Below are 15,172 nucleotides of genomic sequence, written 5' to 3' on the forward strand. Positions count from 1 at the left end.
CACCAAGGCAAGTCTGCACGACATGCCGCAGCTTTCGCAATCGCCCACCGATCCCGCCTTCGTCCAGGATCCCTATCCGTTCTATGCCGCCGCACGCGCCCGCGGCGACCTGCATTTCTGGAAGGACTACGGAATGGTCGCCGCCTTCAGCCACGAGGCGGTGCAGACCCTGCTCAAGGACCGCCGCTTCGGCCGCGAGGTTCCGCCCGAACGGGCGCAGGCGGTCCCCGACCACCTGGCCCCCTGGCAAGCGGTCGAGGCGCATTCGATGCTCGAGCTTGAACCGCCCCGCCACACCCGGCTGCGGTCGCTGGTGCTGCGCGCCTTCACCTCGCGGGCCATCGCCGCGCTGGCCGCCGATCTCGAGGCGCTCTGCCACCAGCTGATCGACCGCTTCCCCGATGCGCCCTTCGATCTGCTCGACGCCTATTGCACGCAGGTTCCGGTGGTGACGATCTGCCGCCTGCTCGGCGTGCCCGAGGCGATGGCGCCGAAATTGCTGGACTGGTCGCATGCGATGGTGGCCATGTATCAGGCCAACCGCACCCGTCGGACCGAAGAGGACGCGGCCCGGGCCTCGGCCGATTTCACGGCCTTTTTGCGCGACTATATCGAACAGCGCCGCGCCGACCCGCGCGAGGACCTGATCACCCGGCTGATCGCCGCCGAGGAGGATGGCACACGGCTCGATGCCGACGAGCTGATCGCCACCTGCATCCTGCTGCTGAACGCCGGTCACGAGGCGACGGTGCACGCGCTGGGCAACGGGGTGAAGACCCTGCTGGAGACCGGGACGGGCCGGGACGCGTTGCAGTCTGACCGCATCGACCGAACCGTCGAGGAAATCCTGCGCTTCGATCCGCCGCTGCACATGTTCACCCGCTACGCCTATGAAGACGCCACCGTGCTGGGCCACGACTTCCGGCGCGGCGACGAGGTGGCGCTGCTGCTGGGCGCGGCCAATCGCGACCCCGCGATCTGGCCCGAGGCCGAGCGGTTCGACCCGGCGCGCGAGATCCGGACCAACTCCGCCTTCGGCGGCGGGCTTCATTTCTGCGTCGGCGCGCCGCTGGCCCGGCTGGAGATGCGCATCGCGCTGCCGATCCTGTTCGACCGCTGCCCCGGCCTGCACCTGGCCGCGCCGCCCGCCTATTCCGACAGCTACCATTTCCACGGCCTCACGGCGCTGATGGTCGAGACCTGACCGCCAGCGCGGGGATCCCCGCTTCATCTGGCCGGAAATACCTCGGGAGAGGTGCGGCCTGCCGCGACGGGGGCGGCGCCCCCGCTCAGCCCTCCGCCGGGGCCTGCGCTTCGAGCGGCAGCATGGTGGTGGACTTGATCTCCTCCATCGACAGCAACGCGGTGACGTTGTGCACCCGCACCTCCGAGATCAACGCCTGGTAGAACGCGTCATAGGCGCGCGCATTGCGCACGCGGACCTTGAGGATGTAGTCGATGTCGCCGGCCAGCCGGTGCGCCTCCTGCACCTCGGGCCGGTCGCGCAGCGCCTTGAGGAAGGCCATCTGCCACTCCGCCTCGTGTTCAGATGTGCGGATCAGCACGAAGAACGTGGCCTCGAACCCCAGCGCCTCGGCATCCAGAAGCACGGTCTGCTGGCCGATGACCCCGGCCGCCTTCAGCTTGCGGATGCGATTCCATACCGGCGTCTTCGACGACCCGACCCGGCCGGCGATCTCGTCCAGGGACTGGCTGGCGTCCCGCTGTAGTTCGGCCAGGATTTTCCTGTCCATGCCGTCTATGCGTACCGACATTCCCGATATTTCCTTTCAGGCAAACTTGCGTTCCATTCCTCCGGATATGCGGAACATCTGTTCTTATTCCCCGCAATATCTGGCCATTTACCGGGAACATTTCCTATATTGGACAGGAAGTCAAACAGCAGGCCAAGGCATGACCATGCAGCAAGACCCGCAGAACGCAGCCCAGGTTAAATTCGTCGGCGCCGGCCCCGGCGACCCCGATCTGTTGACCGTGCAGGCGCTGCGCGCGCTAGAGGCGGCGGACGTGGTGCTGCATGACCGTCTCGTCAGCGATGCGATCCTCGCGCTTGCCGGTGCGTCGGCGCGGCTGGTCGATGTGGGCAAGGCCGGGTTCGGCCCGTCCTGGGACCAGCGCGACATCGAGGCGCTGATCGTGGCCGAGGCCGCGTCGGGCGCGCGGGTGGTACGCCTGAAATCCGGCGATCCTGCCGTCTTCGGCCGTCTGGACGAGGAAATCGAGGCGGTCGAGGCCGCCGGCCTGAGCTGGCGCATCGTGCCGGGCCTGACCGCCGCATCGGCCGCGGTTGCCGCCATCGGCCAGAGCCTCACCCGCCGCGGACGCAATTCCGGCCTGCGCCTTCTGACCGGGCATGACATGCGCGGCTTTGCCGATCACGACTGGTCCGCGCTTGCCCGTCCGGGCGAGGTGGCGGCGATCTACATGGGCAAGAAATCCGCCCGTTTCATCCAGGGCCGGCTGATCATGCACGGGGCCGATCGCGCGACCCCGGTGACGCTGGTGGAAAACGCCTCGCGCCCCGATCAGCGGGTGCTGCCCACGACGCTCGACCGGCTGCCGGCCGATCTCGATGCCGCCGGGATGGACGGCCCGGTGCTGACGCTGTTCGGCCTGGCGCCCCGCGCCGCCGTCCGCACGCTTCCCCTGCTTCACGAGGAGTTCGCCTGATGCCCCGCGCCTATACCCCCAAGATCGTCACCGCCAACGACCTTCTGGAAGGCGACGTGATCTACCTGACCGCCGATGACCGCTGGTCGCGCCGCATGGCCGAGGCCGAGCTGATCACCGACGAGGCCCATGCCCAGCTGCGCCTGCTCGACGCCGAAAGGCAGACCGACCGCGTGGTGGGCGCCTACCTGGCCGATGCGCAAGCGGGCGAGTCGGGACCCGAACCAACCCATTTCCGCGAGGATTTCCGCCGCCGGGGGCCGTCCAACTATCGGCATGGCAAACAGGAAACCGCCCCGCAACCACGGGCCTGACACCGACCCGCCCTCTTCGCCCAAGCAACCCTCACGCAATTGGCCCCGGCTCCGGGGCTGCGACAAGGACCGCCAAAATGTATCTCTATTCCGAGTTCGACACCGCCTTTCTGGCCGAGCGCAACGCCCAGTTCCGTGCCCAGGTGGAACGCCGCATCGACGGATCGCTGACCGAGGACGAGTTCAAGCCGCTGCGCCTGATGAACGGGCTCTACCTGCAACTGCACGCCTACATGCTGCGGGTTGCCATCCCCTATGGCACGCTGAGCAGCGCGCAGATGCGGCAGCTGGCGCTGCTGGCCGAGAAATGGGACAAGGGCTATGGCCATTTCACAACCCGCCAGAACATCCAGTACAACTGGCCCAAGCTGCGCGACGTGCCCGACATGCTGGACGCGCTGGCTAAGGTCGGGCTGCACGCCATCCAGACCAGCGGCAACACCATCCGCAACGTGACCGCCGACCATTTCGCCGGCGCGACGGCGGACGAGGTGGCCGACCCGCGCCCCTATGCCGAGCTGCTGCGGCAATGGTCCACCGACCATCCCGAGTTCCAGTTCATGCCGCGCAAGTTCAAGATCGCCATCACCGGCGCCGAGGCCGACCGCGCGGTGATCAAGGCGCATGACATCGGGTTGCAACTGGTCGAGCGCGACGGCGTGCTGGGCGCCAAGGTGCTGGTCGGCGGCGGTCTGGGCCGCACGCCCATGCTGGGCAAGGTGCTGAACGAATTCGTGGCCTTCGACGACCTGCTGGCCTATCTCGAGGCGGCGGTCAGCGTCTGGAACCAGCTGGGCCGGCGGGACAACAAGTTCAAGTCGCGCATCAAGATCACCGTGCACGAGCTTGGCATCGAGGAGATCCGGGCCCGCACCGAGGCCCGGTTCGCCGAGATCCGACCCGAGTTCCGAGGCGCCGACATGGAGCTGCTGGAGCGGATCAAGGCGCAGTTCGCGCCGCCGGCATTCCGCGACGGCTCCACGGCCGGGTTCGAAAGTGCCTATTCCAACGATCCCGTCTTCCGCTCCTGGATCGACACCAACATCGCGCCGCACAAGCGGGCCGATCACGCCATCGTCACGGTCTCGCTCAAGGCGCATGGCGCGACCCCCGGCGACGCCACCGCCGAGCAGATGCGGCTGCTGGCCGATCTGGCCGAGCGCTACGGCCATGACGAGCTGCGCATCAGCCACGAGCAGAACGTGATCCTGCCGCATGTGCACAAATCGGACTTGCCGGCGGTTCATGCCGCGCTCAAGGAACACGGGCTGGCCACCGCCAATATCGGTCTGATTTCGGATATCATCGCCTGCCCCGGCATGGATTACTGCGCGCTGGCGACCGCCCGGTCGATCCCGGTTGCGCAACAGATCGCCACGCGGTTCGACGAGCTGAAGCTGGAGCACGATATCGGCCATCTGAAGATCAAGATCTCGGGCTGCATCAACGCCTGCGGCCATCACCACGTGGGCCATATCGGCATCCTCGGGCTGGATCGCGCGGGCGTCGAGAACTACCAGATCACGCTGGGCGGCGACGGAACCGAGACCGCCGCGCTGGGCCAACGCACCGGGCCGGGCTTTGCCTATGACCAGATCGTGCCGGCCATCGAGCGGCTGGTCTATGCCTATCTCGACCTGCGCGAGGGGCCGGAAGAGACCTTCCTGCAGACCTATCGCCGGCTGGGCATGGCGCCGTTCAAGTCGGCCCTCTACGACGAAGAGGCCCGTGCCGATGCCGCTTGACCGTCCCCAGCCCAGCGCGGACGACTCTGCCCTGACCGAGCGCGTGGCGGGGCTGAACACTAGGTTCCGCCACCACGGCGCGACGGATGTGCTGCGCGGGGCGCTGGAAAAGGCCGGAAAGATCGCGCTGGTCTCCAGCTTCGGCGCGGAATCCGTGGTGCTGCTGCACATGGCGGCGGTGATCGACCGCGCGACGCCGGTGATTTTCATCGACACCGAGATGCTGTTCACCGAAACGCTGGTCTACCAGGTCGAGGTGTCGGAACGGCTGGGCCTGAAGAACGTGCGGATCATCCGTGCGGATGAGGCCGAGGTCGGCCGCGAGGATCCCTATGGCGCGCTGCATCTGCGCGACACCGACGCCTGCTGCGCCCTGCGCAAGACCCGGCCGCTGCTGCGGGCGCTCGACGGGTATGACGGCTGGATCACCGGCCGCAAGCGGTTCCAGTCGGGCACCCGCGCGGCGCTCGATTTCTTCGAGGTCGAGGACGGAACCGGCCGGATCAAGGTCAACCCGCTGGCCCACTGGGCGCGCGAGGACGTGCGCGCCTATATGGACGAGAACCGCCTGCCCCGGCACCCGCTGGTGGCCAGGGGCTATCCCTCGATCGGCTGTGCGCCCTGCACCTCGCCGGTCCGCGAGGGCGAGGACCCGCGCGCCGGACGCTGGCGCAACCAAGACAAGGACGAATGCGGCATCCACATTGTCGATGGCAAGGTGGTCCGCGACGGAGCAAGCACATGACTGTAATCGTGACCGATACCGGCTTTGGCCCCGATGACTGGACCGGCGGCTTCGCCGCACCCGGCGCCGCGGCCAACACTGTGACCGCGCTGGACGTGCCGTCCGACGCCGATCCCGACGTGCTGGCCGAACAACTGGACGGCGTGCAACTGGTGCGGGTCGATTTCCCGTCCTTCGCCGACGGCCGCGGGTTCACCATCGCGCGCACCTTGCGCCGCAAGGGCTTTGCCGGGCGCTTGCGGGCCCGGGGCCACGTGCTGGCCGACCAGTATGCGATGGCCCGCCGCGCCGGCTTCGACGAGGTCGAGATCGACGACGATCTGGCCGCCCGCCAGCCCGAGAACCAGTGGCTCGCCCGCGCCGACTGGCAGTCGCATGACTACCAGGCGCGGCTGCGCGGCTGAGGTTTTCGTTAGCCTGCAAACAAAAAGGGGCAGACAAGCCCCCCTTTCGTGACCTATATCAAAGATCAATCAGAGGTGCCGGTTTACCAGACCGGCAAGCACAACCGATGACAGAGATACGACCCGTGACCCAAGCTGCCGCCGTCAAGGCCCCCACCCTGCCCGATGCCCAGACCGTGCTCTCGGTCCAGCACTGGACCGACCGCCTGTTCTCGTTCCGCGTGACCCGGCCCGCGTCCCTGCGGTTCCGCTCGGGCGAGTTCGTGATGATCGGGCTCATGGGCGACAACGGCAAGCCGCTCCTGCGCGCCTATTCCATCGCCTCGCCCAGCTGGGACGACGAGCTGGAATTCTATTCCATCAAGGTGCAGGACGGCCCGCTGACAAGCAAGCTGCAGCACATCCAGCCCGGCGACCAGATCATCCTGCGGCCCAAGCCCGTGGGCACGCTTGTTCATGACGCGCTGCTGCCGGGCAAGCGGATCTGGTTCTTCGCCACCGGCACCGGCTTTGCCCCCTTCGCCTCGCTGCTGCGCGAGCCGCAGACCTACGAGGATTACGACGAGGTGATCGTCACCCATACCTGCCGCGACGTGGCCGAACTGGAATATGGCCGCCGGCTGATCGAGGAGATCAAGGCCGACGAGATGCTGGCCGAGCTGATGGGCGACGGCTTTGCCGACAAGATCCGCTACTACCCGACGACCACGCGAGAGCAGAGCCCCCGGATGGGCCGGATCACCACGCTGCTGGAAGACGGCACCGTGTTCCGCGATCTCAGCATCGAGGGCGGCATCAAGCCCGAGACCGACCGCGCCATGGTCTGCGGCAGCCTGGCCTTCAACCACGACATCAAGGCGATCCTCGAGGGGTTCGGCCTGCGCGAAGGCGCCAATTCCGAACCCAAGGAATTCGTCGTTGAAAAGGCCTTTGTCGGCTGACGCGCCACCTCATCCGCAACGAAACAAGTCAAATGGGCGCCCGGGCGCCCATTTTGTCCCTTACCGGCTGTGCCGCGCTTTTGTAGCATGCGCTACCTTCACCTGCTCAAAAGCCCGCCCATGCGCCGTCTCTCCGCCATCCTGATTGCCGACATCCACGGGTTCTCGACCCTGGTGGAGGCCGACGAGGAGCCTGTTCTTCTGCGGCAGAAGGCGCTGAGGGATGATCTGATAGACCCCGGCGTCGCCGGGGAAGGCGGGCGCGTCGTCAAATCCACCGGCGACGGGATCTTCGCCGAATTCGCCTCCATACGTGCCGCTGTGCGCTGTGCCATTGCGTTGCAGACCGCGCTCATCGCCCACGAGGCCGGTTTGCCGGAAGACCGCAGGCTGCGCTATCGCATCGGCGTGCATATCGGGGACGTGACTGTTGATGGCGACGACCTGCTGGGCGATGCGGTGAACATGGCGGCGCGGCTGGAGACCCTGGCGGTTCCGGGAGGGGTGTGCATCTCGGATACCGTGCTGCAGATGCTGGACGCCGAACAGCAGGCCGGCTTCACCGACCTGGGCACCCAGCGTGTCCGCAACATCACCCGTCCGGTCCGGGTCTGGCAATGGAGCGACGAGGCCCCCCAGGGCTTCGAGCCGCTGGAGACCGAGGCGCAGGCGCAGAAGATCGGATTCTGCGTGGCGCCGGACGGGGTGACGCTGGCCTATGGCGACATCGGCCTCGGCCCGGTGGTGTTCAAGGCGCCCAACTGGATCAACCATCTGGACTACGACTGGCGCAGCCCGATCGCCGGACCGGGGCTGGCCCGCATCGCGCGCCATCACCGGCTGGTGCGGTTCGACCAGCGCGGCAACGGGCTGTCGGACTGGGAGGTTCCGGATATCTCCGAGGATGCGATGGTCTCGGACATGGCCGCCGTCGTCGAGGCCGCGGGCCTGGGTCGTTTCGCCCTGTTCGGCCAGTCGCAAGGCTGCGCCTTCTCGATCCGCTATGCCGCCGAGAATCCCGACCGGGTGTCCTGCATGGTCCTGCTCGGCGGCTATGCGCGCGGCGCCCTGCGCCGGGGCGCCCCGGATCAGGAGGCGCTGCACACCGCCACCAACACCCTGATCCGCGAGGGCTGGGGCTCACCCAACGCCGCCTATCGCCACATCTTCACCGAAAGCATGATCCCGGATGCCACGCCGGGGCAGAAGGCGCTGTGGGACGAACGCCAGCGGGTCTCGACCACCCCCGCCAACGCGGCGCGGATCAACCAGATGAATGCACAGGTCGATGTGAGCGCGCTGGCCGCGCAGGTAGCCGCCCCGACGCTCGTCTGCCATGCCGAGGGCGACCGGCGCATTCCGCTGGAGGAAGGCCGCCGCATGGCCGCCCTCCTGCCCAAATCCGAGTTCGTCACCCTGCCCGGCTCAAGCCATATCCTGGTCGACGGAACCGAGGCCTACGAGATGTTCAACGACCGGTTCCGCGACTTCGTGGCCCGCCACGCGCCCTGACCGCAAACGGCGCAGGGCCCGGTTGAAATCGCCGTTTACGCCTGCGATTGTCGCTTGAAACGGCTGCGGCGCAGGTTTACTTTGCAACTTCGAAATTCGGAAACAAAACAAGGAACGAACCCATAGCCCGCAGACCTCACAACGCGCCGCCCACCCGTGACACCGGCCCGCGCGTCAACGACAAGATCCGTGCCCCCGAAATCCGCCTGATCGGCGCCGACGGCGAGAATGTGGGCGTCGTGAATCCCACCCGGGCCATGGAGATGGCCCAGGAGGCGGGGCTGGATCTTGTGGAGATCTCACCCAACGCGACGCCGCCGGTCTGCAAGATCATGGACTATGGCAAGTACAAGTACGAAACGCAGAAACGCGAGAGCGAGGCGCGCAAGAAGCAGAAGATCATCGAGGTGAAGGAGGTCAAGTTCCGGCCCAACACCGACACGCATGACTATGACGTCAAGATGCGCAACGTGATGAAATTCCTGGAAAACGGCGACAAGGTGAAGGTCACGCTGCGGTTCCGCGGCCGCGAGATGGCGCACCAGAACCTGGGCCGCGAGCTGCTGGAACGGGTGGCCGAGGACACCAAGGAGATCGGCAAGGTCGAGAACATGCCGAAGATGGAAGGCCGCCAGATGATCATGATGATCGGCCCGCTGCCGCAGAAATAGCGCGCGCGCGGCACACAGACTGACGAACCCGCAGGGCCGACCCGGTCGCTGCGGGTTTTTCATGTCCGGAGGCAGGTTTTCCGACGGAAAACGCCGTCAGAACCGTTCAAATCCTAGTCATCGACCGGAGGCTTTGACATGCGAGAAACCCTGCTGACCGCCCTGATCCTGATCGCCAGCCCGTTCGTCCATGCCGGCGACCCCCAAGGGTCCGCCCGGCCCTGCGTGTCAGAGCCGGTCGGGCAGAGAACTTACGCGGCGGCCTGAACCGCCCGCCGGGTCAGCACCGCGGCCAGATGCGCCCGGTATTCCGGCGTGCCGTGCAGGTCGCCGATCATGCCATCGGCCGGCAGGGCGAGCCCGTCCAGCGCCGCCGCCGAGAAATCCGACCCCAGCGCCGCCTCGGCCTCGGACCAGCGGAACACGCCATCCTCCGACGCGCCGGTGACCGCCACCCGCACGCCATCGTCGAACCGCGCCACGAAGACCCCCACCAGCGCGAAGCGCGAGGCCGCCTGATCGAACTTCTGGTAATTCGCCGCCCGCGGCACCGGGAACCGGACCGAGGTGATGATCTCGCCCTCCTCCAGCGCGGTTGCGAACATCCCCTGGAAATAGTCGTCCGCGGGGATCTCGCGCGCATTGGTGACGATCACCGCGCCCGAGGCCAGCGCCGCGGCCGGGTAGCAGGCCGAGGGGTCGTTGTTGGCCAGCGACCCGCCGATCGTGCCGCGGTTGCGCACTGCCGGATCACCGATATTGCCCGCCAGCGCCGCCAATGCGGGATAGGAAGCGGCGGCCTTCTCCGCCACCACCGCATGGGGGGTGGCCCCGCCGATGGTCAGCGCGCCGTCATCCTCGACGCAGACGCCCTGCATCTCGCCGATGCCGGTCAGGCTGACAAGTTTAGCCGGGTTGGCCAGCCGCTGCTTCATTGTCGGGATCAAGGTCTGCCCCCCGCCCAGCGCCTGCGCCTCGTCTGTCTTCAGCGCCGCAACCGCATCGGAAATGCTGCCCGGCCGTTCGAACTCGAATTCATACATCTCGTCTCTCCTCCAAGAGGACGCATGCCCTGCATCTTCCTCTTGCTGAAAATACCTTCGGGGGTCCGGGGGCAGACAGCCCCCGGTCCTACCCTCTCAACTCACCCCTGCATCGCCGCCCAGACGCGCGACGGCGTCAGCGGCATGTCGACATGGTCGACCTTGTGACCGCCCGATTGCAGCGCGTCGACCACCGCGTTCACCACCGAGGGCGGCGAGCCGATGGCCCCGGCCTCGCCGCAGCCCTTCACGCCCAGCGGATTGTGGGTGCAGGGGGTCTGGCAGGAATGATCCACCGAATAGAACGGCAAGTCGTCCGCGCGCGGCATCGCGTAGTCCATGTAGGACGCGCTCAGCAGCTGGCCGTCCGCGTCGTAGACACAGCCCTCCAGCAGGGCCTGGCCGATGCCCTGGGCCAGCCCGCCATGGACCTGGCCGTCGACGATCATCGGGTTGACCACATTGCCGAAATCGTCGGCCGCCGCGAACCGCTCGATCGTGACCTTGCCGGTCTCGGGATCGACCTCGACCTCGCAGGCATAGGCGCCCGCGGGATAGGTGAAGTTGGCGGGATCGTAGAATGCCGTCTCCTCCAGCCCCGGCTCGATCTCTTCCAGCGGGTAGTTGTGCGGCACGTAGGCCGCCAGCGTGACATCGCCCCAGGCCACCGACTTGTCGGTGCCGGCGACGGTGAACTGCCCGTCCTTCAGCTCGATATCGGCCTCGCTGGCCTCCATCAGATGCGCGGCGATCTTCTTGCTCTTGTTGATGATCTTCTCGGTGGCCCGCACCATGGCCGAGCCGCAGACCGCCAGACTGCGCGAGCCATAGGTGCCCATGCCGAAGGGGATCCTCGAGCTGTCGCCATGCACGATGTCGACCATACTCTCGTCGATGCCCAGCATCTCGGCCACCACCTGCGGGAAGGCGGTCTCGTGCCCCTGCCCGTGGGAATGCGCGCCCACCATCACGCTGATCGAGCCGGTGGCGTTCACCCGCACCGTGGCCGCGTCATAGAGCCCGGCGCGCGCGCCCAGCTGGCCCACCAGGGCCGAGGGCGCGATGCCGCAGGCCTCGATATAGCAATTCACGCCCAGGCCCCGCAGCTTGCCGCGCTTCTCGCTTTCGGCGCGGCGGGCGGCAAAGCCGGACAGGTCTGCGATCTCTTCCAGCTTGTCCATCGTGGCCACGTAATCGCCGGTGTCGTATTCCACCGCGACCGGCGTGGCATAGGGGAACTCGGTGATGAAGTTCTGCCGGCGCAGCGCGATCGGATCGACGCCCAGTTCGCGCGCCGCCTTGTCGATCACCCGCTCCAGCTGGAACGTCGCCTCGGGCCGGCCCGCGCCGCGATAGGCGTCCACGGGCACGGTGTTGGTGAACACCGCCTTGACGTTCACATAGATCAGCGGGGTCTTGTAATTGCCCGCCATCAGAACCCCGTGCAGCCAGGTCGGAACGCTGGTCGAAAAGGTGCTGAGATACGCGCCCATATTGGCATGGGTGTCGGTGCGCAGCGCCACGAAATTGTTGTCGCCGTCCAGCGCCAGCTCGATCTTTGTCACGTGGTCCCGGCCCTGCGCGTCGGACAGGAACGCCTCGCTGCGCGAGGAGGTCCATTTGACGGGCCGGTTCAGCTGCCGGGCGGCGAAGGTGCAGAACGCCTCTTCGGCATAGTGAAAGATTTTCGAGCCGAAGCCGCCGCCCACATCCGGGGCCACCACGCGCAGCTTGTGCTCGGGGATGCCCAGAACGAAGGCGCCCATCAGCAGGCGGATCACATGCGGGTTCTGGCTGGTGGTGTAGAGCGTCGATTCATCGTTGGCGCGGCTGTAGTCGCCCACCGCCACGCGCGGCTCCATCGGGTTGGCCACAAGCCGCTGGTTCACCAGCTCCAGCGTTGTGACATGGGCGGCGTTCCTGATCGCCTCGTCCACCGCCTCGCGGTTCTCCTCGACGAAGCCCCAGTCGTAGCAGAGGTTGCTGGTCAGGTCGTCATGCACCTTGGGCGCGCCGTCTTTCAGCGCCGCCTTCATGTCGATAACCGCCGGCAGATCCTCGATATCGACCTCGATCGCCTCGGCGGCGTCGCGCGCCTGCTCATAGGTCTCGGCGACCACGGCGGCAATCGGGTCGCCCACATGCCGCACCTTGCCCTGGGCCAGCACCGGATGCGCCGGTTCCTGCATCACCTCGCCATGCCGGTCCGTCACCTGCCAGCCGCAGGGCAGACCGCCCACGCCCTCGAAATCGGCCCCGGTGAAGATGCGGACCACGCCGGGCATCCCCTCGGCCGCGTCGGTGTTCACGCCGTTGATCCGGCCATGCGCCACGTCCGAGCGCAGGAAATGCACATAGGCCTGGCCGCGCAGGTTGATGTCGTCGGTATAGTTCCCGGTCCCGGTCAGAAAGCGCACGTCCTCGCGCCGCTTCGGACTGGCTCCGATGCCACTGTCTTTGGGCATGTCTGGTCTCCTCCCTGTGCGGTGCGTGCCGGCACGCACCTTGCGTCTGAACTATCGCCGGTTCACTCGGCGGCAATGGCGCCCGCGTCCTGGCCGCTTGCGGCAAGGATCGCCTTGACGATGTTGTGATAGCCGGTGCAGCGGCAGATATTGCCTTCCAGATAGTCGCGGATCTCGGCCTCGCTGGGCTTCGGGGTCTCCTTCAGCAGCGCCGCGGCGGTCATCACCATGCCAGGCGTGCAGAACCCGCATTGCAGCCCGTGATGGTCCTGGAACGCCTGCTGGATCACGTTGAGCGATCCGTCGGCGCCGGCCTGGCCCTCGATCGTGTCGACCTGCGCGCCCTCGGCCTCGAGCGCGAACATGGTGCAGGCCTTCACGTCCTTGCCGTCCACATGCACCACGCAGGCACCGCATTGGCTGGTGTCGCAGCCCACATGGGTGCCGGTCAGGCCCAGGTTGTCGCGCAAAAAGGACGACAGCAACGTCCGTCCCTCGACCTCCCCGCGCGCAGGTTTGCCGTTCACCGTCATTGCGACCTGTGGCATGGAATTCTCCCTGTCGATTGTTCTCCCTTGGGCGCGAGTTAATCATGCCGACCCTTGTTTGAGAACAGATTTTTTCGTCGCGGCGTCGGGCCCGGACGGCGTCAGCCCCTGCGCCCCGCGCGCGGCTGCGGGCGTGTCGGGATCTCCTTGAGCAGCCCGCCCACGCCCATGTGGGCGATGTCGTCGCCGCTGACCTCGAGGCCGCAGGCGACGCGCGACAGCACCCAGTCGGCGCCGTTGAGCGCCGGCGACCGCGCACAGCCCGGCAGCCCGATCACCGGCCGGCCGTCGAGATCACCCAGGAACAGCAGGTTTCCGGGATCGACCGGCATGCCGAAGCGGGTGACATGCCCGCCGGCGGCGGCGACGGCGCTGGGGGCGACGTCATCGGGATCGGAGGTGGCCGATCCGGTCAGGATCAGCGCCATTGCACCCGGCAGGTCCGAGAGCGCCCGGGTCAGCTCGGCGGCGTCATGCGGGATGATCCGCGGCGAGGCCAGCTCCATGCCCAGAGCCTCGACCCGGGTCCGGATGGCGGCGATGCCCTTGTCGTTGGGCGGCCCGCCCGGGATCTCGGTGACGACCAGACCGGCGCTGCGGAAGACCGGTGCCGCCAGCCGGATCGCGCCTCTGGCCTCGGCCTCGGCGCGGGCAACCGCCGCCTCGGGCACGCCGTAGGAGATCACCTTGATCGTGGCGACCATGCCGCCCGGCCCCATCTGCTGCCAGGGCGGAACCGTGGCGACGGTGATCATCGGGTGCACCCGGTTGAACCGGGTGACCGCCTCGGCATCCAGCGCGACCACCCCCGGCCCCTCAGCCAGGATGTTCACCCGGCCGGTGAAGGGCTCGGCCAGGCGCAATCCGGCGGCGGCAGGATCGGGCACCAGCGCATCGGCAAGCCGGCGCGCCGCCGCGTTCTCGTGCAAGTCCCCGCGATCGAGCCGGGCCACGATCACCGATTCGATCCCGGCCTGCGCGAGCGTCGCCAGATCGTCCTTTTGCAGCGTGATCCCCTTGCGCAGCTTGCGCCCGCCGGCCTTGACCGAATGGGCCAGGATCGCGCCCCCGGCCTGCGCCACCGGCACCGGACCGAATTTCACGCCTTGCCCCGCAGCACGGCGGTCATCTGCGCCAGGATCGCCACCGCGATCTCGGCCGGACCGGCCGCGCCGATGTCGAGGCCGATGGGTCCGTGGATCCGGGCGATCTGATCGGCGGTGAATCCGGCCGCCTGCATCCGGTCCACGCGCTTGGCCTGGGTGCGGGTCGAGCCCAGCGCCCCGATATAGAACACATCCGCCCTCAGCGCAGCCTCGAGCGCGGGATCGTCGATCTTGGGATCATGGGTCAGCAGCACCAGCGCGGTGCGCGCATCCAGCCCCAGCTGGGCCACAGCCTCGTCGGGCCAGTCGGTGACGATCTGCTCGCCGGGAAAGCGCGCGGCGCTGGCGAAGGCGTCGCGCGGGTCGATGATCACCGGGTCATAGCCGGCGATGCGTGCCATCGGCACCAGCGCCTGCGCGATATGCACCGCGCCCACAGCGATCAGGCGCAGGGGGGGATTGTGAATTGCGACAAAGGTGCGCCCGTCAGGCTCGAAGCCCGACCGGTCCATCCGCATCCGCTCGGCATGGCCGTCCCGGCGCAGCGCCCGGCGGCCGGTCTCGGTGTTCACCTCATAGGCCAGCGCCTGGCGTCCGGCGCGGGCGGCGACCAGTTCGGCCAGCATCTCCTCGGGCAGCACTTTCCCCACAGGCTCGACCAGCACCCGGATGGTGCCGCCGCAGGCCAGGCCCACGGCAAAGGCATCCTCGTCGCTGACGCCGAATTCCAGCAGCCGCGCCTGGCCCTCCTCAAGCGCCTCCAGCGCCTCGACGATCACCGCGCCCTCGACGCAGCCGCCCGAGACGGACCCCTCGATCCGCCCATCGCCGCCGATGGCCAGCTGCGCACCGACCCGGCGGGGCGCGCTGCCCCAGGTCTCGACCACGGTGGCCAGCGCCGCGCCCTTGCCGGCGCGGTGCCAGTCCAGCGCGGTCTCGGGGATGTTGTCGAACCGGTCCATGATCTTCCTTTCGCCCGGCGCCGAC

The 15,172-nt window shown here is 67.6% G+C and carries 16 protein-coding genes; 10 read left to right on the forward strand and 6 right to left on the reverse strand.

Annotated features, from left to right (window positions below):
* The first annotated feature begins 22 nt into the window (after positions 1-22).
* The gene (locus BMX57_RS01825; protein ID WP_092361937.1) at positions 23-1,204 is read left to right on the forward strand and encodes a cytochrome P450; all 1,182 of its coding nucleotides are present in this window, start codon (positions 23-25) and stop codon (positions 1,202-1,204) included.
* An 85-nt stretch (positions 1,205-1,289) separates the two neighbouring features.
* Here the strand turns inward: BMX57_RS01825 and BMX57_RS01830 are convergent, their stop codons facing one another.
* Positions 1,290-1,775, reverse strand: a complete 486-nt coding sequence (locus tag BMX57_RS01830; RefSeq protein ID WP_092361939.1) for an Lrp/AsnC family transcriptional regulator — start codon at positions 1,773-1,775, stop codon at positions 1,290-1,292.
* 139 nt (positions 1,776-1,914) lie between these two features.
* On the opposite strand from BMX57_RS01830, the gene cobA reads away from it, so the two are divergent.
* The 9 genes from cobA (at position 1,915) to BMX57_RS20980 (ending at position 9,290) form a co-directional block, all read left to right on the forward strand.
* A complete protein-coding gene (gene cobA, locus BMX57_RS01835) occupies positions 1,915-2,691 on the forward strand; it encodes a uroporphyrinogen-III C-methyltransferase (protein WP_092361941.1) in 777 nt (258 codons plus the stop codon).
* Positions 2,691-3,005, forward strand: a complete 315-nt coding sequence (locus tag BMX57_RS01840; RefSeq protein ID WP_092361943.1) for a DUF2849 domain-containing protein — start codon at positions 2,691-2,693, stop codon at positions 3,003-3,005. The genes cobA and BMX57_RS01840 overlap by 1 nt, the downstream gene beginning before the upstream one ends.
* 77 nt (positions 3,006-3,082) lie before the next feature.
* Positions 3,083-4,750, forward strand: coding sequence for a nitrite/sulfite reductase (locus BMX57_RS01845; protein ID WP_092361945.1), 1,668 nt, complete (start codon positions 3,083-3,085; stop codon positions 4,748-4,750).
* Positions 4,740-5,495 carry a phosphoadenylyl-sulfate reductase gene (locus BMX57_RS01850; protein ID WP_092361947.1) on the forward strand — a complete coding sequence of 252 codons (756 nt, stop codon included), beginning with the start codon at positions 4,740-4,742 and terminating at the stop codon, positions 5,493-5,495. Before BMX57_RS01845 ends, BMX57_RS01850 begins: the two co-directional genes overlap by 11 nt.
* Positions 5,492-5,899, forward strand: a complete 408-nt coding sequence (locus BMX57_RS01855) for a DUF934 domain-containing protein (protein ID WP_092361949.1) — start codon at positions 5,492-5,494, stop codon at positions 5,897-5,899. Before BMX57_RS01850 ends, BMX57_RS01855 begins: the two co-directional genes overlap by 4 nt.
* Positions 5,900-6,006: 107 nt before the next feature.
* A complete protein-coding gene (locus BMX57_RS01860; RefSeq protein ID WP_092361951.1) occupies positions 6,007-6,840 on the forward strand; it encodes a ferredoxin--NADP reductase in 834 nt (277 codons plus the stop codon).
* Between the two features lie 120 nt (positions 6,841-6,960).
* Positions 6,961-8,352: an alpha/beta fold hydrolase gene (locus BMX57_RS01865; protein WP_092362211.1), complete on the forward strand. Its 1,392-nt coding sequence runs from the start codon at positions 6,961-6,963 to the stop codon at positions 8,350-8,352.
* Positions 8,353-8,399: 47 nt separating this feature from the next.
* Positions 8,400-9,023: a translation initiation factor IF-3 gene (infC, locus tag BMX57_RS01870; RefSeq protein WP_425304851.1), complete on the forward strand. Its 624-nt coding sequence runs from the start codon at positions 8,400-8,402 to the stop codon at positions 9,021-9,023.
* A 138-nt stretch (positions 9,024-9,161) separates the two neighbouring features.
* Positions 9,162-9,290, forward strand: coding sequence for a hypothetical protein (locus tag BMX57_RS20980; RefSeq protein ID WP_268235983.1), 129 nt, complete (start codon positions 9,162-9,164; stop codon positions 9,288-9,290).
* On the opposite strand, the gene BMX57_RS01875 is transcribed toward BMX57_RS20980, so the two are convergent.
* From BMX57_RS01875 to BMX57_RS01895, 5 genes are all read right to left on the reverse strand, one after another.
* The gene (locus BMX57_RS01875; protein ID WP_092361953.1) at positions 9,275-10,066 is read right to left on the reverse strand and encodes an FAD binding domain-containing protein; all 792 of its coding nucleotides are present in this window, start codon (positions 10,064-10,066) and stop codon (positions 9,275-9,277) included. The genes BMX57_RS20980 and BMX57_RS01875 overlap by 16 nt on opposite strands.
* A 101-nt stretch (positions 10,067-10,167) precedes the next feature.
* The gene (locus BMX57_RS01880; protein WP_092361955.1) at positions 10,168-12,531 is read right to left on the reverse strand and encodes a xanthine dehydrogenase family protein molybdopterin-binding subunit; all 2,364 of its coding nucleotides are present in this window, start codon (positions 12,529-12,531) and stop codon (positions 10,168-10,170) included.
* A gap of 62 nt (positions 12,532-12,593) precedes the next feature.
* On the reverse strand, positions 12,594-13,079 hold the full coding sequence (locus BMX57_RS01885; protein ID WP_092361957.1) for a (2Fe-2S)-binding protein: 486 nt from the start codon (positions 13,077-13,079) through the stop codon (positions 12,594-12,596).
* A gap of 101 nt (positions 13,080-13,180) precedes the next feature.
* Positions 13,181-14,182, reverse strand: a complete 1,002-nt coding sequence (locus BMX57_RS01890; protein WP_092361959.1) for a molybdopterin-binding protein — start codon at positions 14,180-14,182, stop codon at positions 13,181-13,183.
* The gene (locus BMX57_RS01895) at positions 14,179-15,147 is read right to left on the reverse strand and encodes an XdhC family protein (protein WP_092362215.1); all 969 of its coding nucleotides are present in this window, start codon (positions 15,145-15,147) and stop codon (positions 14,179-14,181) included. The genes BMX57_RS01890 and BMX57_RS01895 overlap by 4 nt, the downstream gene beginning before the upstream one ends.
* Positions 15,148-15,172 lie beyond the last annotated feature (25 nt).

This window comes from Cribrihabitans marinus, assembly GCF_900109035.1.
Lineage (GTDB): Bacteria > Pseudomonadota > Alphaproteobacteria > Rhodobacterales > Rhodobacteraceae > Cribrihabitans > Cribrihabitans marinus.